The sequence below is a fragment of the Dietzia sp. CH92 genome (assembly GCF_032248695.1).
Taxonomy (GTDB): Bacteria; Actinomycetota; Actinomycetes; order Mycobacteriales; family Mycobacteriaceae; genus Dietzia.
In genome coordinates, this window is sequence record NZ_JAVHXC010000001.1 from 236,206 (window position 1) to 257,146 (window position 20,941).

Annotated in this window: 17 protein-coding genes; 3 read left to right on the forward strand and 14 right to left on the reverse strand. The window is 71.5% G+C overall.

Features of this window, described 5'->3' with window-relative positions; genetic code table 11:
- Nucleotides 1-40 precede the first annotated feature (40 nt).
- From RWK90_RS01135 to RWK90_RS01165, 7 genes are all read right to left on the reverse strand, one after another.
- The gene (locus tag RWK90_RS01135) at nt 41-907 is read right to left on the reverse strand and encodes a shikimate dehydrogenase (RefSeq protein WP_314033865.1); all 867 of its coding nucleotides are present in this window, start codon (nt 905-907) and stop codon (nt 41-43) included.
- A complete protein-coding gene (gene mltG / locus RWK90_RS01140) occupies nt 897-2,069 on the reverse strand; it encodes an endolytic transglycosylase MltG (protein WP_314033867.1) in 1,173 nt (390 codons plus the stop codon). Before mltG ends, RWK90_RS01135 begins: the two co-directional genes overlap by 11 nt.
- Nucleotides 2,070-2,162: 93 nt before the next feature.
- Entirely contained in the window at nt 2,163-2,657 is a 495-nt protein-coding gene (gene ruvX / locus RWK90_RS01145) for a Holliday junction resolvase RuvX (protein WP_314033869.1), read from the reverse strand.
- The gene (gene alaS, locus RWK90_RS01150; RefSeq protein WP_314033871.1) at nt 2,654-5,314 is read right to left on the reverse strand and encodes an alanine--tRNA ligase; all 2,661 of its coding nucleotides are present in this window, start codon (nt 5,312-5,314) and stop codon (nt 2,654-2,656) included. The genes ruvX and alaS overlap by 4 nt, the downstream gene beginning before the upstream one ends.
- Nucleotides 5,315-5,607: 293 nt before the next feature.
- Complete coding sequence (locus tag RWK90_RS01155; RefSeq protein WP_181365945.1) at nt 5,608-5,766, reverse strand: hypothetical protein; 159 nt, start codon at nt 5,764-5,766, stop codon at nt 5,608-5,610.
- 119 nt (nt 5,767-5,885) lie between these two features.
- Entirely contained in the window at nt 5,886-6,041 is a 156-nt protein-coding gene (locus tag RWK90_RS01160; protein WP_181365944.1) for a hypothetical protein, read from the reverse strand.
- A 111-nt stretch (nt 6,042-6,152) separates the two neighbouring features.
- Nucleotides 6,153-7,529: a replication-associated recombination protein A gene (locus RWK90_RS01165; RefSeq protein ID WP_396230258.1), complete on the reverse strand. Its 1,377-nt coding sequence runs from the start codon at nt 7,527-7,529 to the stop codon at nt 6,153-6,155.
- Between the two features lie 170 nt (nt 7,530-7,699).
- On the opposite strand from RWK90_RS01165, the gene RWK90_RS01170 reads away from it, so the two are divergent.
- A complete protein-coding gene (locus RWK90_RS01170; RefSeq protein WP_314033876.1) occupies nt 7,700-9,004 on the forward strand; it encodes an alkaline phosphatase family protein in 1,305 nt (434 codons plus the stop codon).
- A gap of 36 nt (nt 9,005-9,040) precedes the next feature.
- Here the strand turns inward: RWK90_RS01170 and aspS are convergent, their stop codons facing one another.
- Nucleotides 9,041-10,843 carry an aspartate--tRNA ligase gene (aspS, locus tag RWK90_RS01175; RefSeq protein ID WP_314033877.1) on the reverse strand — a complete coding sequence of 601 codons (1,803 nt, stop codon included), beginning with the start codon at nt 10,841-10,843 and terminating at the stop codon, nt 9,041-9,043.
- Between the two features lie 230 nt (nt 10,844-11,073).
- On the opposite strand from aspS, the gene RWK90_RS01180 reads away from it, so the two are divergent.
- Entirely contained in the window at nt 11,074-11,982 is a 909-nt protein-coding gene (locus RWK90_RS01180) for a neutral zinc metallopeptidase (protein WP_314033879.1), read from the forward strand.
- A gap of 21 nt (nt 11,983-12,003) precedes the next feature.
- Here the strand turns inward: RWK90_RS01180 and hisS are convergent, their stop codons facing one another.
- Both hisS and RWK90_RS01190 read right to left on the reverse strand, forming a co-directional pair.
- Nucleotides 12,004-13,284, reverse strand: a complete 1,281-nt coding sequence (gene hisS, locus RWK90_RS01185; protein ID WP_314033881.1) for a histidine--tRNA ligase — start codon at nt 13,282-13,284, stop codon at nt 12,004-12,006.
- A gap of 51 nt (nt 13,285-13,335) precedes the next feature.
- Entirely contained in the window at nt 13,336-14,001 is a 666-nt protein-coding gene (locus RWK90_RS01190) for an MBL fold metallo-hydrolase (protein ID WP_314033883.1), read from the reverse strand.
- 207 nt (nt 14,002-14,208) lie between these two features.
- On the opposite strand from RWK90_RS01190, the gene RWK90_RS01195 reads away from it, so the two are divergent.
- On the forward strand, nt 14,209-15,129 hold the full coding sequence (locus RWK90_RS01195) for a peptidylprolyl isomerase (protein WP_314033885.1): 921 nt from the start codon (nt 14,209-14,211) through the stop codon (nt 15,127-15,129).
- Between the two features lie 103 nt (nt 15,130-15,232).
- Here RWK90_RS01195 and RWK90_RS01200 read toward each other — a convergent pair whose 3' ends face one another.
- From RWK90_RS01200 to secD, 4 genes are read right to left on the reverse strand one after another with little or no spacing between them, the layout of a single operon-like run.
- Complete coding sequence (locus RWK90_RS01200; RefSeq protein ID WP_314033887.1) at nt 15,233-17,599, reverse strand: bifunctional (p)ppGpp synthetase/guanosine-3',5'-bis(diphosphate) 3'-pyrophosphohydrolase; 2,367 nt, start codon at nt 17,597-17,599, stop codon at nt 15,233-15,235.
- 46 nt (nt 17,600-17,645) lie between these two features.
- Nucleotides 17,646-18,203 (reverse strand): adenine phosphoribosyltransferase, encoded by a 558-nt coding sequence (locus RWK90_RS01205; protein WP_314033889.1) that lies wholly within the window; start codon nt 18,201-18,203, stop codon nt 17,646-17,648.
- A complete protein-coding gene (gene secF, locus RWK90_RS01210; RefSeq protein WP_314033891.1) occupies nt 18,200-19,261 on the reverse strand; it encodes a protein translocase subunit SecF in 1,062 nt (353 codons plus the stop codon). Before secF ends, RWK90_RS01205 begins: the two co-directional genes overlap by 4 nt.
- Entirely contained in the window at nt 19,258-20,904 is a 1,647-nt protein-coding gene (secD, locus tag RWK90_RS01215; RefSeq protein ID WP_314033893.1) for a protein translocase subunit SecD, read from the reverse strand. The genes secF and secD overlap by 4 nt, the downstream gene beginning before the upstream one ends.
- Nucleotides 20,905-20,941 lie beyond the last annotated feature (37 nt).

Sequence of the window (20,941 nt, forward strand, 5' to 3'; positions counted from 1 at the left end):
GGGCGGGCCGGACGGGTCGGTGGTCCCGCCGACGCGCGCCCTACCGGCCGAGGGCCCGCGCGAGGGCCGCGGCCATCTCCGCCCGCGGTGCGGGCCTGCCGGTGAACAGTTCGACCTGTCCGAAGGCCTGGTTGAGCAGCATGACGTCGCCGCCGACCACGGGGATCCCGGCGGCGGACGCGGCCGCGCCGGCGACGGTGGGCCACGGGTCGTAGAGCACGTCGAACAGCCGGCGGGCGTGCGTGACGAGGTCGGTGAGATCGCGGACCCCGGGCTCGGGAACGGTGTTCACCAGCACATCTGCGGACGCGATCTCGTCGGGCAGGGCCGGGTCGGTGAGCAGGACCGTGCGGATCTCCAGACCCAAGGCGCGACCGCACTCGGCTGCGGGGCCGGCGTTGTCGCGGCGGGACGCCAGTACGACGCGGGTGGCCCCGGCCGCGGCGAGCCCGGCCAGGACGGGCCGGGCGGTGCCGCCGACCCCCAGCACCACCGCGGTCGGTGCGGCCGGCAGGTCGCCGAACGCGGACAGCGCGCCGGTCACGCCGTCCACGTCGGTGCAGTCGGCGTACCAGCCACCGCCGCGTCGGACGAGGGTGTTGGCGCTGCCGACGATCCGGGCCCGCTCGCTGACCTCGGTGGCGTGCGAGAGGGCGGCGAACTTCCCGGGCATCGTGACGGAGTAACCGATCCGGTGCGCGGGTGAGTCGTCGACGAGGGACGGCAGGCGCAAGGCGTCGCAGTCGATGCGTTCGTAGGTCCAGTCGTCGAGCCCGAGGGCGCGGTAGGCCGCGGCGTGCAGGACCGGGGACAGGGAGTGGTCGACGGGGTGCCCGAGCACGGCGGCCGACCGCGGCCCGGTCACGACGTCGGCCCCGGCGTCGGCCCCGGTGGGCTCAGCGGCCACTGGCCAGCACCCCGTTGGCGATCGCTTCGCTCTGGTTCCGCTCGTGCTCGGGGTACTCGTCGGCGAACCGGGTCGTGCCCTGCATGTCGACGGTGACGAAGTACTTCCACCGGCCCTCGGCCGGGTTCTCCATGGCACGCAGCGCCTCGAGCCCGGGTGAGCCGATGGGTCCGTACGGCAGGCCGTCCATGGCGTAGGTGTTCCACGGGGTGACCGCGGCCCGGTCGGCGTCGGTGGTGGCGATCTCCTGATCGGCCAGGGCGTAGTTCACGGTGGAGTCGAACTGGAGCCGCATGGGCTCGGCGAGGCGGTTGAGGATGACCCGCGCGACCTTGTCGAAGTCCTGCGGCAGGCCTTCCTTCTCCACCAGCGACGCAGCGGTGACCACCTGGTACGGGGTCAGGCCGATCCGGCCGGCGGCGGGCACGAGTCCGGTTTCGTCGTAGTCGGCGGTGGAGGTCTCGATGAGGTGGCGGAGGATGTCGACGGGCTCGGAGCGGGGGTCGATGGTGTGGATCCCCGGCCGGATGAGCCCCTCGAGGCGGCGGACCGGGTCCGGGGCGGCGTTGACCTCGTTGATGGCCCAGTCGGGGACGCCGAGGGCGGCGGGGTCGGCCTGTACGGCGGCGTCGACGATCTCCTGGGGTCCGCGGCACGCGGGCGGGGCCTCGGGCGTGTCGAGGTCGCGTAGACAGGTGGCCTCGGAGACGAGGGTGAAGATGCCCTTCTCGGTGCCACCGCCCACCACCACGGTGTCGAGGAGGCGCCCGCCGGGCTTGACGTCGACCATCCCGACGCGGTTCCGCGGATCGGACAGCGCCTCCACGGCGGCGTCCGCGCTCATCTCCTGACGCACCTGGTAGTAGCCGGGCTGGATGCCCTCGACCGGGGTGCCGGCGGCGGCGCCGGTGAACGCCCGGGTGCTGGCGATGGTGCCGATCTCGTAGAGGCGGTCCCCGACCATGCCGAGGGTGTCCCCCGGCTCGACGTGCAGGAGCGCGTTGCCGCTGCCCGCACCCTCGAAGTCGGGCGCGGCGGCGATCTCGGTGTTGAGGTTGCGGTAGGCCAGGACGCAGAACGCGAGGACCACCCCGATCACGGCCGCCAGGAGGAGGAACCTGGTGGTGCCGCTCGTGCGTGAGCGTCCTCGTGCCGCAGACATGGTGCTCCTCGGTCAGGGTTGAAGGGGAGCTGTCCTGCGGACAGCATCGGGCTCGGCCGCGAGTTTATCCATCCGTGACGGTCGACGCGCCGATCACCGGCGGGCGTGCCGCGAGTCGATCCAGGCCTGGAGCAGCACGACGGCGGCGGCCTGGTCGATCACGTCTCGCTGCTTACGGGTGTTGCGGCCCGCCCCGTGCAGGGCCGCGCCGGCGGTGACGGTGGTCAGTCTCTCGTCGACGAGGTCGACCGGCAGATCCGGGGATCCGGTGGTCAGGGCGTCGGCGAAGGACCGGGCCATGGCGGTGGAGGCGGTCTCGCGACCCTTGAGGGACGTGGGCAGGCCCACCACGACGCCGACGGCGTCGTACTCGGAGACCAGCTCGGCCAGTCGCCGGAGTTCGGCGGCCCATCCGGGGTCGCCGTCGACCACGCGGATGGTCTCGACCGGGGTGGCGAGGATGCCGTCGGGGTCGCAGGTGGCCACGCCGATGCGGGCGGTGCCGACGTCGAGGCCGAGGCGCCGCCCCCGGGTCCAGGCGGGGCGCGACGCGGCACCTCCGGCCGCACCGCCTGTGGCGTCGGTCATCCGGCGTCCCTGACGGCGTCGCGCAGGGCCGCCACCGCGGCGTCGATGCCGCCGGGCTCGGTGCCCGCGCCCTGGGCCATGTCCGCCTTGCCGCCACCGCGGGCGCCGAGGGCCGGGGAGATCGCCTTGACGAGGTCGCCGGCCCTGAGGCCACGCTCCTGGGCGGACGGGGTCACTGCGATGACGAACGGCACCTTGTCCTGGCCGGGTGCGGTGAGGAGGACGACTCCGGCGTCGGAGCCGAGGCGGCCCTTGAGGTCGGAGGCGAGGGTGCGCAGGTCGCCGGCCGCGCCGCCGGGGGCGTTGTGGGCGAGGAACCGGATCCCGTCGAGGTCCTCGGCGGAGGCGAGGAGGTCGCCGGCCTGGGAGGCGAGCTGGGCGGCGCGGAGGGACTCGAGGGCCTTCTCCGCCTCGCGCAGCTTGGCGGTGAGCGCGGCGATGCGGTCGGGCAGCTCGTCGGCCGGGGCCTTGAGCGAGCTGGCGAGGCCGGAGACGAGCGCGCGCTCGCGGGCCTGGTGGCGGTAGGCGTCCATGCCGACGTACGCCTCGACGCGCCGGATGCCGGATCCGACGGAGGACTCGCCGAGCAGGCTGACGGGGCCGATCTGCGCGGAGCTGCCGACGTGGGTGCCGCCGCACAGCTCCATGGAGAACGGGCCGCCGATCTCGACGACGCGGACGGTCGAGCCGTAGTTCTCACCGAACAGGGCCATGGCGCCCATGCGCTTGGCCTCGTCGAGTGTGGTCTCGATGGTGTTGACGCCGTAGTCGGCGTCGACGGCGGCGTTGGTGATCTCCTCGATCTGGGCGAGGACGTCGGCGGGGATCGAGCCGGACCAGTTGAAGTCGAACCGCATGTAGCCGGGCTTGTTGAGCGAGCCGGCCTGCACGGCCTCGGGCCCGAGGATCTGGCGCAGTGCGGCGTGGACGAGGTGGGTGGCCGAGTGGCCCTGGGTGGCACCCTTGCGCCAGTCGGGGTCGACGGCGGCGGTGACCAGCTGACCGGCCTCGACCTCGCCCCCGGTGAGGACGCCCTTGTGCACCCAGAGCTTCTTGCCGATCTTCTGCACGTCGTCGACACGCATCTGGAACCCGGCGGTGGAGATGAGGCCGCGGTCGCCGAGCTGGCCGCCGGACTCGGCGTAGAACGGGGTGCGGTCGAGTACGAACTCGACCTCGTCGCCCTCCCTGGCGAGGGAGACGGTCTGCCCGCCGGAGATGATGCCCAGCAGGCGGGACTCGTCGGTGAGGTCGGTGAAGCCGGTGAAGACGGTCTCGCCGGCGTCGAGGAAGTCGCGGTAGACGGACAGGTCGGCGTGCGCGTGCTTCTTGGCGCGGGAGTCGGCCTTGGCGCGGGCGCGCTGCTCGGACATGAGCGAGCGGAAACCCTCCTCGTCCACCTGCAGGCCCGCCTCGGACGCCATCTCGAGGGTGAGGTCGATCGGGAAGCCGTGGGTGTCGTGGAGGGCGAACGCCTGCTGGCCGGAGAGCAGCGCGGCGCCGGACCGGCGGGCGGACTCGGCGGCACGCTCGAAGAGCTGGGTGCCGGACTCGAGGGTCTTGAGGAAGGCGACCTCCTCCGCCACGGCGACCCGCTCGATCCGGTCGTACCCCTCGAGGGTCTCGGGGTAGGACGGCCCCATGGCCTCCTTCACGGTGCGCATGAACTCGGCCATGGTCTCGCCCGTGGCGCCGAGCAGGCGCACGGAGCGGACGATGCGGCGCAGGAGGCGCCGGAGGATGTAGCCGCGTCCCTCGTTGCCGGGGGTCACGCCGTCGGAGATGAGCATGTAGGCGGTGCGGGCGTGGTCGGCGATGACGCGGAACCGCACGTCCGAGGGCGCGTCGGTGCCGTAGGTGGCACCGGAGAGCCGTTCGGCGGTGTCGATGACCGGGCGCAGGAGGTCCGTCTCGTAGACGTTCTCGACGCCCTGGAGCAGGAACGCGACACGCTCGACGCCCATACCGGTGTCGATGTTCTGCTTGGGCAGGGGGCCGAGGATCTCGAAGGAGTCCTTGCCGGTGCCCTCCCCGCGCTCGTTCTGCATGAACACGAGGTTCCAGATCTCGATGTAGCGGTCCTCGTCGGCCTCGGGGCCGCCGTCGACGCCGTAGGCGGGGCCGCGGTCGTAGAAGATCTCGGAGCAGGGGCCGCAGGGCCCGGGTACGCCCATGGACCAGTAGTTGTCGGCCATGCCGCGGCGCTGGATGCGCTGCTCCGGCACGCCGATCACGTCACGCCAGATGCCGTACGCCTCGTCGTCGTCGAGGTAGACGGTCACCCACAGCAGGGCGGGGTCGATGCCGAACCCGCCGGCGTCCACCGGGGAGGTGAGCAGGGACCACGCGTGGCGGATGGCCCCCTCCTTGAAGTAGTCGCCGAAGGAGAAGTTGCCGGCCATCTGGAAGAAGGTGTTGTGGCGGGTGGTGATGCCCACCTCCTCGATGTCGAGGGTGCGCACGCACTTCTGGATGGAGGTCGCGGTGGCGTACGGCGGGGTCTCCTGGCCGAGGAAGTAGGGCTTGAACGGGACCATGCCGGCGTTGACGAACAGCAGGTTGGGGTCGTCCAGTACGAGCGACGCGCTCGGGACCTCGACGTGCCCGGCCCGGACGAAGTGGTCGAGGAAGCGGCGCCGGATCTCATGGGTCTGCACTGGGGGGCCTCACTGGTCGTCTGCTGGTGGTCTCGGGCGAGAGACCAGCCTACCGCCGCGCGGGGCGGCACCCGGAGCGAGGTGGCCGGGCTGTGAGCGGCCGGGCCGTGAACCGTCGGGCCGTGAGCGGCGGGTCGGGAACCGCCGGGCCGAGACCACGACGGAGACGACGACGACGAGGACCCCGTCACGCGGACGGGGTGCGGGCGCCCGCTCCGCCGAACCGGTGGAGCGGGCACCCTGCCCGGCCGTGGGCCGCTGCGGGGAGACCCCCGGGGTCCGACGCGTCGTGATCAGCGCGGCATCGGGGGCAGGATGATGCCGAAGTTGGCGGCGGTGATGAAGGCCTCCTGCGGCAGCAGGCCGAGGCTGTGCGCCCCGGTGCCCCAGACGCCGACCGAGGTGGCGACGCCGACGAGGGTCGAGAAGATGCTCGCGAGTCCGCTGAACATGAAATCCTCCGAACGTTGGTGTGGACACAGCATCCTGCCTGCTCAGGCAGGAACTATTAGCTTCACACAGTTCTCAGGAGTTGGCCAGGGTTCGCGCCCCGCGGGCGGACCGGGCCGGCTCAGCGCGGCATCGGCGGCAGGGTGATGCCGAAGTTGGCGGCGGTGACGAATGCCTCGTGGGGCAGCAGGCCGAGGCTGTGCGCCCCGGTGCCCCAGACGCCGACCGAGGTGGCGACGCCGACGAGGGTCGAGAAGATGCTCGCGAGTGCGTACATGGTTGCTCCCTGAATGGATCACTGCCCCGGCCGTCTGCCGTGACATGAACCGATTCAGCCTTTCATGAGAAAGTTCCCATGTATGTCGGGCGAACGTACGGTGCTCGACCGTCAGTCGCGGATGATCCTGCGGAGCTTGTCGACCCGGGCGGACAGTTCCCGTTCGTGCCCGTGCGGCCCCGGCTCGTAGTAGTTCCGTCCCACCAGTTCGTCGGGCGGGTACTGCTGGGCCACCACGCCCGGCGCCGCGTTGTGGGGATAGCGGTAACCCACCCCGTTGCCGAGGCCCTTGGCGCCGGCGTAGTGGCCGTCCCGCAGGTGCTTGGGCACCTCCCCGACGCCGCCGCCGCGGACATCGGACATCGCGGCGTCGATGGCAGCGATGACGGCCTTGGACTTGGGGGCGGTCGCGAGGTGGATGGTCGCCTGCGCCAGGGCCAGCCGGCACTCCGGCATCCCGACCTTCTGGACGATCTCCGCCGCCGCGGTCGCCGCCAGCAGCGCGGTGGGGTCGGCCATCCCGATGTCCTCGCTCGCGTGGACCATGAGTCGCCGGGCGATGAACCGCGGGTCCTCCCCCGCCACCAGCATGCGCGCGAGGTAGTGCAGCGCCGCGTCCACGTCGGAGCCCCGGATGGACTTGATGAACGCGCTCGTCACGTCGTAGTGCTGGTCGCCGTCACGGTCGTAGCGCACCGGCGCCGCGTCCAGGCTGAGCTCGACGATCTCCGGCGTCACCACGCCGTCCTCGGCGGCCCCGGCCGCGGCCTCCAGGATCGTCAGACTGCGCCTCGCGTCCCCTCCCGAGAGCCGGACGATGTCCTCCGCCGCGGCGTCGGTGAGCTCGACCCGCCCCGCCAGCCCCCGTTCGTCGGAGACGGCGCGCCGCAGCACGGCGGCGACGCCTGCGTCGTCCAGGCCCTGCAGCTCGGCGATGAGCGACCGGCTCAGGAGGGGGGCGATGACGGAGAAGTGCGGGTTCTCCGTGGTCGCCGCCACCAGCAGCACGATGCCGTTCTCCACCGCCGCCAACAGGGCGTCCTGTTGGCTCTTGGAGAACCGGTGGACCTCGTCGATGAACAGGACCGTCCGCTGACCGTGGACCTGCCGGGTGCGGGCGTCGTCGATCACCGCGCGGACGTCCTTGACCCCCGCGCTCAGCGCCGACAGGGCGACGAAATGCCGGCCCGAGGTGCTCGCGACGAGGTTGGCGAGCGTCGTCTTGCCGGTCCCGGGCGGGCCGTACAGGATCACCGAGGAGCCGCCGCGCCCCTCCACCAGGCGGCGCAGCGGGGAGTTGGGGCGCAGCAGGTGCTCCTGGCCGATCACCTCGTCCAGCGTCCGCGGTCGCATCCGGACCGCCAACGGGGCGTCCGCGTCCACCGATGCCGACGCCGGAGGAACGGGCCCGGCGCCGGCGGCGTCCCCGGCGGCGAACAGCCCAGCGTCATCTGTCACGCCCACCAGGCTACCGGCGGGCCCCGACAGCCGAGCCCGAGGTGAACACCGGGCTACGGATCCGCCCAAGTGGCCGCGTACCTCGTTGTCGTCAGGTTCTCTGGAGGTCAGGTGTGCGTCGTCCCCGGACGGGGCCGCGCCACCACCCCACGCCACGACACGCCACCACCCCGTGCCACGACCCCCGGAGGGCCCACCCGATGTGCCGCGACCACCACCCCACCCACGGCCCCACGATCACCCGCCGCGAGGCCCTCGCCCGCGCGGGGGCGGTCGCCGCCGCCGGCGCGGTCGGGGTGACGCTCCTCGCCGACCCCGCCCCGGTGTGGGCGGACCCGGTGCGCCCGGTCGCCGACGACCTCGACGTCTACGTGATCGTCACCGACGGCATGCGTCCCGACGAACTCACCCCGGCGCAGGCCCCGACACTGCACCGCTGGGCCACCGAGGGCACACGGTTCACCGACGCGTCCTCGATCATGATCGCCGAGACCCTGCCCAACCACGCCGCCATGGTCACCGGGGTCCTGCCCGAACGCAACGGGGTGCCCGCCAACGCGATCTGGGACCGCGCCGCCGGCACCGACCGCACGCTGGACCGCGCCGACGACCTCCGCGCCCCGACGGTCCTCGACCGGATCCGCACCGAAGCCGGACTCACCACGGCGAGCGTGCTCAGCAAGGACTACCTGCACGGCCTGTTCGGCGGGCGCGCCAGCGTCCAGTGGGCGCCGTTCCCCCTGGTGCCGATCACCGACCACTCGCTCGACTGGTTCACCGTCGAGGCCCTCAAGCAGACCATCACCGACCACGCGCCGCGGATGACCTTCGTCAACCTCGGGGACATGGACCGCTTCGGCCACATGGACCTGTCCGGCACCTCGTTGCGGCTCGCGCGCAACCAGGCGGTGTTCAACTCCGACCACAAACTGTGGGACCTCGAGCAGTTCCTCCGCGCCACCGGACGCTGGGAGCGCTCGGTGCTCATCGTGCTGGCCGACCACGGGATGGACTGGTCCGAGCCCCTGCGGCTGATCAGCGCGGCCGGGGCGATCGACGCCGACCCGGCCCTGCGCGGGCGGTTCGGGATCGCCCAGAACGGCGGGGCGGACACGTTCACCCACCTCGGCCCCGCCGCCGAGCGCGATGCCGCGCTCTCCCGACTGCGGGAGGTGATCGGCGGGTTGCCCGGCGTCCACCGCCTGTACGAGCCGGCCGACCTGTCACTGGGCGAGCGTGGCGGCGACCTCGTGGCGACGTGTCACCCCGGCTGGCGCTTCTCCGACCCCACCCCGTTCTCCAACCCCATCCCCGGCAACCACGGTCACGAGGTCACCCTCGGGATCCCGTTCTTCGTCTCCGGCGGACACCGGATCGTGCGGCGCGGGGGCGTGGTCGACCGGCCGGTGCGCACCCTCGACGTGGCGCCGACCGTGGCCCGACTGTTCGGGCTCGACCACGGCGGGATGGACGGCCGGCCAGTGCTCGAGGCGTTCCGGCTCTGAGGCTCCACGCGGGCCGCCCGCCCCGCGGTCCGGTGTCTAGCGGGCCGGCGCCTCCGCGGCGGGGGCGGCCTGTCCACGCTGCACCGGCTTCGCGTCGATGCCCGACTCCTTGCGCTGCTGCGCGGTGATCGGCGCCGGCGCGTCGGTCAGCGGGTCCACGCCGCCGCCGGACTTGGGGAACGCGATGACGTCGCGGATCGACTCGGTCCCCGCCAACAGGGCGCAGATGCGGTCCCAGCCGAACGCGATGCCGCCGTGCGGGGGCGCGCCGTACGAGAAGGCGTCCAGCAGGAAGCCGAACTTCTCCTGCGCCTCCTCGGCCGCGATGCCCATCACGCCGAACACGCGCTCCTGGACGTCCTTGCGGTGGATACGGATCGACCCGCCGCCGATCTCGTTGCCGTTGCACACGATGTCGTAGGCGTACGCCAGGGCCGAGCCCGGATCGGTGTCGAAGGAGTCCAGGTGCTCGGGCTTGGGCGAGGTGAACGCGTGGTGCACCGCGGTCCACGCACCCGAGCCCACGGCCACGTCGCCGGCCGCGGTCGCGTCGTCGGCGGGCTCGAACATCGGGGCGTCGACGACCCAGGTGAACGCCCACTTGGTGGGATCGATCAACCCGAGCTTCGCGGCGATCTCGCCACGGGCCGCGCCGAGCAGGGCGCGGGTGGACTTGACCGGGCCGGCGCCGAAGAAGATGCAGTCACCCGGCTCCGCACCGACGTGGGCGGCGATGCCGGCCCGCTCGGCGTCCGACAGGTTCTTGGCGACGGGGCCGCCGAGTTCGCCGTCCTCGCCCACGAGGATGTACGCGAGACCCTTGGCGCCGCGCTGCTTGGCCCACTCCTGCCACGCGTCGAGCTGACGACGGGGCTGGGTCGCCCCGCCCTTCATGACGACCGCACCCACGTACGGCGCCTTGAACACCCGGAACGGCGTGTCGGCGAAGAACTCCGTGCACTCGACGAGCTCGATGTCGAAACGCAGGTCCGGCTTGTCCGAACCGTAGCGCCGCATCGCCTCCTCGTAGGTCATCCGCGGGATCGGGGTGGTGATCTCGTAGCCGGCGGTCGCCCACACCTCGGTGAGGATCTCCTCGGCCACCGCGATCACGTCGTCCTGGTCGACGAAGCTCATCTCCACGTCGAGCTGCGTGAACTCCGGCTGCCGGTCCGCGCGGAAGTCCTCGTCCCGGTAGCAGCGGGCGAGCTGGTAGTACTTCTCCATGCCCGCGACCATGAGCAGCTGCTTGAACAGCTGCGGCGACTGCGGCAGGGCGTAGAACGTGCCGGGCTGCAGGCGCGCCGGCACGAGGAAGTCGCGCGCACCCTCGGGGGTCGACCGGGTCAGCGTGGGGGTCTCGATCTCCACGAAGTCGTGGCGCGCGAGGACGCCGCGGGCCGCCGCGTTGACCTTCGAGCGCAGTCGCAGCGCCGCTCCCGGGCCCTCGCGACGGAGGTCGAGGTAGCGGTGACGCAGACGCGCCTCCTCCCCCACCTCGTCGTCGAGCTGGAACGGCAGCGCCGCGGCCTCGCCGAGGACCTCGAACGAGGTCACGTCGATCTCGATCTCACCCGAGTCGAGGTTGGGGTTCTCCGACCCCTCCGGCCGCCGGTCCACGACGCCCGTGACCGCCACGCAGTACTCGTTGCGCAGTCGGTGGGCGCGCTCGGCCACGTCCTCCGAACGGAACACCACCTGGCAGACGCCGGACGCGTCGCGGAGGTCGACGAAGATGACGCCGCCGTGATCCCGGCGGCGGGCCACCCAGCCGGCCAGGGTGACGGTGTCACCGGCATCGGCGGCTCGGAGCTGGCCGGCGGAATGGGTGCGCAGCACTGCGGTGGTCCTCTCGTCGGGAAAAGTGTGGTGTGGTCGCCTGAGCGTGAGCACCGACGGGACGACCCCACGGCCGGCCACGGGCTCGGACGGGGACAGTCTACGTCCACCACGTGATCCTCCCGGTGTCGGCCGTGAGCGGGGCCGGCGCGATCTATCGTGAAGTCCGTGGTGCGGCGGACGACCCGCCCGACGACCGGGCGAGACGCACCACCCGGAAGGCGGAGAGCATGACGTTTCGACAGGGCGGGAGACTCGACACCAGCGGGGTCTCCGCGGGAGGTCGGGGTGGCCGCCGGGGGATCGCCGTGGGCGGTGGTGTCGGCGGCCTCGTCGTCGTCGTCATCGCGCTGTTCCTCGGCGTCGACCCCGGACAGTTCCTCGCCGACCCCGCCGCCCCCTCCGACCGGGCCGGCTCGTCGGCGACCACCGACGACCTCGACGCGCACATCGACCAGTGCGACCTCGCGCAGGCCAACGTCGACACCGTCTGTCGGATCGTCGCCACCACCGAGAGCCTCGAGGACGTGTGGACCACCCAGCTGCCGGACCAGGTCGGCATGCGGTGGGAACAGCCCCACACCACCATCTTCAGCGGCGGGGTCGACACCGCCTGCGGGGCCGCGTCGTCGGACATCGGGCCGTTCTACTGCCCCGGCGACCGGACCGTGTACATCGACCCGACCTTCTTCGACAGCGTCCTCGTGGGCCGGCTCGGCGGCCCGCCGGCCGGCGCCGCGCAGATGTACGTCGTGGCGCACGAGTTCGGCCACCACCTCCAGACCATGCTCGGCGACATCCGCCGCTCACAGCAGGACCCGCGGGGACCGTCCTCCGGCGCGGTCCGCGTGGAACTGCAGGCCGACTGCTACGCCGGCCTGTGGGCGCACTACGCCACCACCACACCCGCCCCCGACGGTGGGCCGCCCCTGCTCGAGAGCCTCACCCCGGCCGACGTGGACGCGATCGTCCGGACCGCCGAGGCGATCGGCGACGACCACATCCAGCGCACCGGGGGCGGGCGCGTGGACCCGCGCTCGTGGACCCACGGCTCGTCCGAGATGCGCCGTCAGTGGTTCCTCACCGGGTACGAGCAGGGTTCCGTCGGGGCCTGCGACACCTTCCGCGCGCAGCTCTGACGGGCCACCCGCGCGCGCCGGTCAGTGGCCGACCGCGCGGGTGACGTGGCCGAGGATCGCCTCGAGGGGCACGGGCTCCTGCTCTCCGGTGGCCATCGTCTTGACGACCGCGGTGCCCGTCGCGAGCTCGTCCTCGCCGATCACCACGGTGACCGCGGCCCCCGACCGGTCGGCGGCCTTGAACGCGCCCTTCATCCCCCGGTCGCCGTACGCCATGTCCGCACGCAACCCGTTGCGCCGGAACTCCGCCAGCACCGGCACCATCGCCGTCTTGGCCGCCGCGCCGAGGGCGACGCCGTACACGTCCACGCGGCCCCGGGCGGCCGGGTCGATCCCCTCGGCCTGCAACGCCAGCACGGTGCGGTCGACCCCGATGCCGAAGCCGATCCCGGAGAGGGCCTGGCCGCCCAGCTGCTCCATCAGCCCGTCGTAGCGCCCGCCGCCACCGATCCCGGACTGCGCGCCCAGCCCGTCGTGGACGAACTCGAACGTCGTCTTGGTGTAGTAGTCCAGCCCGCGGACCATGCGGGGGTTGACCGTGTACTCCACCCCGAGGGCGTCCAGGTGCGCGCGCACCGTCGCGAAGTGTTCCGCGCTCGCCTCCGACAGGTGGTCGATCATCAGGGGGGCGTCCTCGAGCTGCGCACGCACCTCGGGGCGCTTGTCGTCCAGGACTCGCAACGGGTTGATCCGCGCACGCTCCCGCGTCGCCTCGTCGAGGTCCAGTCCGGCGAGGAACTCCTGCAGCCGCTCCCGGTACTGCGGCCGGCACGTCTCGTCACCGAGCGAGGTGAGCTCCAGACGGAAGCCGGACAGTCCGAGCGAGCGGAACGCCTCGTCGGCCACCGCGATCACCTCGGCGTCCAGCGCCGGGTCGTCCACCCCGATGGCCTCGATCCCCACCTGCTGCAGCTGGCGGTAGCGACCCGCCTGCGGCCGCTCGTACCGGAAGAACGGTCCCGCGTAACAGAGCTTGACCGGCAGCTGCCCGCGGTCCAGACCGTGCTCGATCACCGCGCGCATCACCCCGGCGGTGCCCTCCGGACGAAGGGTGACGCTGCGCCCGCCCCGGTCCTCGAAGGTGTACATCTCCTTGGAGACCACGTCGGTGGACTCACCCACCCCGCGGGCGAACAGGGCCGTGTCCTCGAAGATCGGCAACTCGACGTGGCCGTACCCGGCGCGCCGTGCCGCGGACGTGATCGCGTCCCGGACGGCCACGAACCCGGCCGAGGCCGGGGGGACGTAGTCGGGCACGCCCTTGGGCGCCTTGAGGGCGGTCTTCTTCTCGGTGCCGGTCACTGCTGAGTAGTCCTCGGGTGTGGAAGGGGCGGGGGGCGGGTCGGGGCGGGTCTAGAGGTCGCGCAGGAACGGGTTGGACCTGCGTTCGCGACCGATCGTGGTGGAGGGACCGTGTCCGGGCAGGACCACCGCGTCGTCGTCCAGCACGAGGAACTTCTTGGCGATCGACTGCATGAGCACCTCGGTGTCCCCCGCCGGCAGGTCCGTCCGACCGATCCCGTCCTGGAACAGTACGTCGCCGCCGAGGACCACCGTCCGCGGTCCCTCCTCGGTCTGCACGATGATCCGGAAGGAGACCGAGCCCGGGCTGTGGCCGGGGACGTGATCCACGTCGAAGGTCATCGACCCGAACGTCACCGTGTCACCGTCGAACACCTCGACGACCTCCGCCGGCTCGGTGAAGCTGGCGTCCTTGAGCATGGCGGACAGGTCGAGGGACAGCCCCCTGGCCGGGTCCGAGAGCATCGGGCGGTCGTCCGGGTGGATGTACGCGGGCACACGGTAGTGATCCGCCACCTGCTGGGCGTTCCAGATGTGGTCCAGGTGCCCGTGCGTGAGCAACACCGCCCGCGGGCGCAGCCCCGCCTCGGAGATCTGGCGCCGCACCTGCTCCTCGGCGTCCTGGCCCGGGTCGACGATCACGCAGTCCCCCGCGTCGTCGGACACGATGTAGCAGTTGGTCTGGAACATCCCGGCGGGGAAACCGACGATCTGCACGTCCCGTACTCCCTTCCTTCGACAATCCGCGCCGTGCGGCGCGCGCTGCCGGTTCAACGTGGCCCGACACCGGAGTGGTGTGCGGTCGCCGCTGCCCGACCTGGTAGACAAGGACCCTGGGCCGGGCCGTCCCGGGCCCCCGCGAGGGGGACCCGGCGTGCGGACCGGCCGACCGTTCCAGCCTAGTCCAGGTCCCCAGGAGGGTCAGTGTCCACCAACCAGGAACGCCGAGCCGAGGCGCGCCAGCGCCTGCGCGAGCAGATGGAGGCCCAGGCCCGTCGCGAGAAGCAGCTCAAGATCGCCGGCGCGTCGGTCGTCGTGGTGGTCCTGCTGGGGATCGTGGGCGTGGTGGTCTGGAACAAGGCCGAGCAGTCGCGGGCCGAGGAGTACGCGGCCAACTGGGTGACCTGTGAATACCCGGCGGACACGCCCATGGAGAAGGTCGATCCCGCCCAGTTCGAGGACCAGGGGCCGGACGTGGTCGCGGAGGCGGAGCGCTTCAACGAGCAGATCGACGAGATCGAGGAGTCCAGGCGCGAGGTCGAGCCGCCGACCGGTGACCAGCCCCGCCGGGGCACCGCCGAGATCACCATCACCACCAACTCCGGGGACATCCCGCTCGAGTTGGACCGGGCCGGGGCGCCTTGCAACGTCGAGAGCTTCGTGCACCTGGCCGGTCAGGCCTACTTCGACGACACGGTGTGCCACCGCCTGACCATCGGCGAGGAGGGCGCGGAACTGTCGGTGCTCCAGTGCGGAGACCCGACCGGGACCGGCCTCTCCGGGCCGGGGTACACGGTCGTCGACGAGCCGCCCACCGACCTGCCGGTGGCCGAAGACGGCTCCGGGATGTCGGTCTACCCGCGGGGTACGGTCGCCATGGCCAAGTCGCAGGCCCCGAACAGTGCCGGCAGCCAGTTCTTCCTCGTCTACGAGGACTCCATGCTCCCACCCGAGTACACCGTGATGGGCACCATCGGTGAGTCCGGCCTGGAGGTCCTGGACGAGATCGCCGAGCGCGGCATCAAGAGTGACGACCCGACGAGTGAGGACTACGAGTCCCCCAGGCGCCCCGTCGAGATCGAGAAGGTCACGGTCGGCGCCCAGGAGGGCCTGCCGGAGGGGTGAGACCGGCCCGGGCCCGCCCGGGACACGCCACGGTGGAGGACGACCCCGGCCCGAGGGCCGGGGTCGTCTCGTCGGTACGGGGTCCTCGCGGGACCTGGCCGGATCAGGAGTTGGACGTCATCCGGTAGGCGTCGAACACTCCCTCGACCCGGCGCACCGTGTTGAGGACGTGCCCGAGGTGCTTGGGGTCGGCCATCTCGAACGTGAACCTGGAGATCGCGACCCGGTCGTCGCCCGCGGTCTGCACCGACGCGGACAGGATGTTGACCTTCTCGTCGGCCAGCACCTTGGTGACGTCGGAGAGCAGGCGGTGGCGGTCCAGCGCCTCGACCTGGATGGCCACGAGGAACAGCGCGCCCGGCTGCTGGGTCCACTCGACCTTGACCAGGCGCTCCGGTTCCCGGTGCAGGGCCGAGGCGTTGGTGCAGTCCGTCCGGTGCACACTGACCGTGCCGCCGCGGGTGATGAACCCCAGCACCTCGTCACCCGGGACCGGCGTACAGCAGCGGGCGAGCTTGGCGTGGACGTCCTCGACCCCGCCCACGAGCACGCCCGCTCCGGACGGGGCGGACCGGTGCGGCGTGATGGTCTTGTCACGCGAGCGGTCCGCCAGCTCCTCGGTGACCTCGTCCACGCCCCCGTGGGCGGCGACGAGCCGGCCCACGACGGTCTTGGCCGAGACGTGGTTCTCCCCGATGGCGGTGTACAGCGCCGTCACGTCACTGAAGCCGAGCTCGCGGGCCACGCCCGCGATCGACTCGTTGGAGAAGACCCGGTGCACGGGCACGCCACCGCGACGCACCTCCCGGGTGATGAGGTCCTTGCCCCGCTCGAGCGCCTCCTCGCGGCGCTCCTTGGCGAACCACTGCCGGATCGAGCTCTTGGCGCGCCCGGAGACCACGAACTTCTGCCAGTCCAGGCTGGGCCCGGCGTTGGGGTCCTTGGAGGTGAAGACCTCCACCACCTCGCCGTTCTCGAGCGGACGCTCGAGCGCGACGAGCTTGCCGTTGACACGCGCACCGATACAGCGGTGACCGACCTCGGTGTGGACGGCGTAGGCGAAGTCCACGGGGGTCGCCCCGACCGGCAGGTTGATCACGTCACCCTTGGGGGTGAAGACGAAGATCTCCTTGCTGGTCATCTCGAAGCGCAGTGAGTCGAGGAACTCGCCCGGGTCCGCGGCCTCGCGCTGCCAGCTCAGGAGCTGACGCATCCACGCCATCTCGTCGACCTCGGCCGGGTCGCCGTTGTGCTTGCCGCGGGTCTCCTTGTACCGCCAGTGCGCCGCGATGCCGTACTCGGCGTTGCGGTGCATCTCGTGGGTGCGGATCTGGATCTCCAACGGCTTGCCGTCGGGCCCGATCACGGTCGTGTGCAGCGAACGGTAGACGCCGAAGCGCGGCTGGGCGATGTAGTCCTTGAACCGGCCCGGCATGGGCTTCCAGGTCGAATGGACGACCCCGATCGCCGCGTAGCAGTCACGGACGTCCTCGCACAGGACGCGGATGCCCACGAGGTCGTGGATCTCGTCGAACTCGCGGCCGCGGACGATCATCTTCTGGTAGATCGACCAGTAGTGCTTCGGCCGGCCCTCGACGCGGGCCTGGATGTTGGCCTTCTCCAGGTCCGCCTTGACCCGGTTGATGACCGTGTTGAGGTAGACGTCGCGGCTGGGCGCGCGGTCGGCCACCAGCCGGACGATCTCCTGGTACTTCTTGGGCTCGAGGATCGCGAACGCGAGATCCTCGAGTTCCCACTTCACGGTGGCCATCCCGAGGCGGTGCGCGAGCGGGGCGATCACCTCGAGGGTCTCGCGGGCCTTCTTGACCTGCTTCTCCGGCGGCAGGAAACGCATGGTGCGCATGTTGTGCAGGCGGTCGGCCACCTTGATGACCAGCACGCGGGGGTCGTGCGCCATGGCGATGATCATCTTGCGGATGGTCTCGGCCTCGGCGGCCTCGCCGAAGTCGACCTTGTCCAGCTTGGTGACACCGTCCACCAGGTGGGCGACCTCGCCGCCGAAGTCGGTCTCGAGCTGCTGGAGCGAGTAGTCGGTGTCCTCGACCGTGTCGTGCAGCAGGGCGGCGACCAGGGTGGTGGTGTCCATCCCCATCTCGGCACAGATGGTGGCCACCGCCAACGGGTGGGTGATGTAGGGGTCCCCGGACTTGCGGTACACGCCCTCGTGCTGCCGCTCGGCGAGAGCGTAGGCGCGGGCGAGCAGTCCCACGTCCGCCTTGGCGTGGTGGATCCGGTGAACCCGCACCAGGGGTTCGAGGACCGCGGGTGTGGAGGTGACCGTGAGGCCCGAGGTCAGCCGCCGCGCCCAGCGCGCCCGGACCCGCCGACCGGCGGACGGGCGGGAACCCGGTATCACCGGCAGCGGCTGGGTGGTGGGCTGCGGGGCGGGCTTCTTGCCCGCCTGCGGAACCCCGTCGGGCGTGCCGGCGGAGTTCTGGCGCTGCGTCATCTCCGGCTCCTCCCTGCAGTCTCGGGCCGTCAGGAGCGGCCGGGGGTCACGCCACCGTGAGGCAGGTCAACGGTGTGCCGGCCAGTCTATCCCGGCCCCCGAGGCCGGGGATCTCGAGGACGACGGACAGGCCGGCGACGACGGCGCCGCAGTCCTCCAGGAGACCGACCGCCGCGGTGAGGGTACCGCCGGTGGCCAGGACGTCGTCGACGACCAGGACCCGCTTGCCGCGCAGGTCGAGCCCGTCGGCGGGCAGTTCCAGGGTCGCGGCGCCGTACTCGAGCTCGTAGGAGCGCGAGTGCACGGGCGGCGGGAGCTTACCGGCCTTGCGGACGGCCAGGACCCCGGTGTGCAGGCGCACGGCGACGGCCCCGGCGAGCAGGAAGCCGCGGGCGTCGAGCCCGGCCACGTAGTCGACGGTGCCGATCTCGTGGCCGGCGATGAGCCCGCTGACCACGGCGTCGAAGCCGTCGGGGTCGGCGAGCACCGGGGTGAGGTCGCAGAACTGGACCCCCGCGGACGGGAAGTCCTCGACGCGCCGCATCAGTCGTTCGACGGCGGAACTGATCGTCGGTGAGACGTGGGTGAGTGCGGGCTCGGTCATGCGGTGGCCTCGGCCTTCTCGCGTCGGGCCAGGACCTTGGCGGTCTGGCGTCGGATCTCGGGGTCGCGGTTCTTGAGCGACACCAGTAGCGGCGTCGCGAGGAACACGGAGGAGAAGGTGCCGGTGACGATGCCGACCATCTGGACCATGGCGAGGTCCAACAGTGTGCCCACACCGAGGATCCAGACGGCGATCACGACGAGCGCCAACAGCGGCAGCACACCGATGATGGTGGTGTGGATCGACCGCATGAGGGTCTGGTTGACGCCGAGGTTCGCCTCCTCGGCGTAGGTGCGGGCGGCGGTGTGTCGGAGTCCCCGGGTGTTCTCCTCGACCTTGTCGAAGACGATCACTGTGTCGTACAGCGAGAACCCGAGGATCGTGAGGAGGCCGATGACGGTGGCCGGGGTGACCTCGAAGCCGATGAGGGAGTAGATGCCGGCGGTGGTCACCACGTCGAACAGCAACGCCACGATCGCCGCGGTGGCCATCTGCCACTCGAACCGGAACGCGATGTAGCCGAACACGATGACGAGGAACACGCCGAGTGCGATGAGGGCGTTCTTGGTGACCTGCCCGCCCCAGCTCTCGCTGCGGGCCGAGTCCCCGATCGCCTCGACGGAGGCGACGCCGTCGGCGGTGACGGGCTGGAACTCCTCGAACATGGCGCTCTTGGCGGCGCGGATCTCGTCGCTCGTGAGGAACCGGGTCTCGACCTCGACGATGCGGGCGTCGCCCGCGCCGACGATCTGGACCATCTGGGCCTCCTCGGCGATGGCCTCCTCGACGACCGCGGCCACGCGGTCCTTGTCGAGGTCGCCCGCAGGCATCGTCAGCTTGGTGCCGCCGGTGAAGTCGATACCGAAGCTGAAGCCGCGGAAGATGATGCTCACCAGACAGATGGCGACGATCACCCCGGTGAGCACGTAGAACTTGCGGCGGTTGGCGACGATGCCGAAGGCCCCGGTGCCGGTGTACAGGCGGGTGAACAGGCTGCCGCCGGCGGGCGCCGGTGCCGCGGCGCCGCTCTCGGTGGCGGTGCTGGTGGGCGTGCTCATCGGCCCTCCTCCTCGTCGGTGGCGGGACGGTCGATCCGGGGCTCGGCCAGGGTGTCCCCGCCCGGCCCGCGGATGGTCGCCGTGACCCCGCGCTCCCGGGCGCCCTCGGCCTCCTGCTCGACCCGGCGGTCGAGTCGGCGTTGCTCGGCGGCGGCGGCCTGGAGGTTCTCCATCCGTCCCATCCCGTTTGCCCCCGGCTTGGCGAACAAGGGCCGCGTCGAGGCCAGGTAGACGAGTGGCCAGGTGACGGTGAACGCGACGAACACGTCCATGACCGTGGTCAGACCGAGTGTGAAGGCGAAGCCACGCACCTCACCGCTGGCGAGGAGGTAGAGCACGACGGCGCCGATGAGACTGACCATGTTGCCCGTGACGATGGTGCGTCCGGCGCTCTTCCACGCCCGCGGTACGGCGGATCTGAACCGGTGACCGTCTCGGAGCTCGTCCTTGATGCGTTCGAAGAACACGACGTAGGAGTCGGCCGTCATGCCGATGCCGATCACGAGGCCGGCGATCCCGGCGAGGTCGAGGCTGTAGTCGACGGTGTAGCCGAGGAAGACCAGGACGACGTAGGTCAGCAGGAAGGACAGCAGCAGGGAGATGAAGGCGAGCACCCCGAGCAGCCGGTAGAAGAATGCGGAGTAGGCCAACACCAGGAGGAAGCCGATCGCCCCGGCGAGGAGCCCGGCCTCCAGGGAGGCCAGGCCGAGGGAGGCCGGGACGTTGTCGACGTTGGGGTCCTCGAACGAGATGGGGAGCGCCCCGTACCGCAGGTTCGCGGCGAGCGAGGCGGCCTCGTCGATGGTGAAGTCCCCGGTGATGGACGTCGCAGACCCGACGGGGGTGACGCCCTGGACGACGGGGGCGCTGATCACCTCACCATCGAGCAGGATGGCGATCTGCCGCTGGAGGTTCTCCTGGGTCAGGCGCGACCAGGTGGCGCTGCCCTGTTCGCCGGGTCCGGCGTTGAAGCGGAACGAGACCTCGTTCTTCGCGGCCTGCTGGTTGAAACCGGAACTGACCGAGTCCTTGACGATCTGCTGGCCGTCGAGGCGGCGACCGTCCTCGGGCTCGCCGATGAGCAACGGCACCGGTCCGAGTACGTACTTCGCTCCCTCGCCGCAGGCGATGAGGGCGCGGGACGGGTCGTCGAATCCGGCGAGCACGTCACGCTCGGGGCACCGGAAGGCGGGCAGCCGTTCGATGAGTTCCGCGGGCTCCCCCTGCCGGGCCTCGCGCGCCTCGTCGACGGCGGCGGCCACGGCCTCGCGGTCGCCCTTGTCGGCGGGGACCGGTTCGCGGTCTCCCTCCGCGACGGGCTGGACCTCGAGCACCGGCCGGATCGTCAGCTGGGAGGTGGTGCCGAGGTCGCGGGCCTGGCTGGAGTCCTCTCCGGGCACGGTGAGGACGATGTTGCTGCCCTCGATCACGACGGTCGTGCCGGCCACGCCGAGGCCGTCGACGCGGTCGCGGATGATGTCCTGCGCGAGTCGCAGGTCGGCCTCATCGGGCTGGCCCTTCGGGATCAGGGTGACCCGGGTCCCGCCCTGCAGGTCGATCCCCAGCTTCGGGGTCAGCCCGCGGTCCGCCACGGCGAACGCGGCGAGGAAGAGGATGAACAGCACCAGGAAGAAGCTGGACAACAGCGCCCAGGGTCTGGGACGGGCGTCGGCGCCTCGA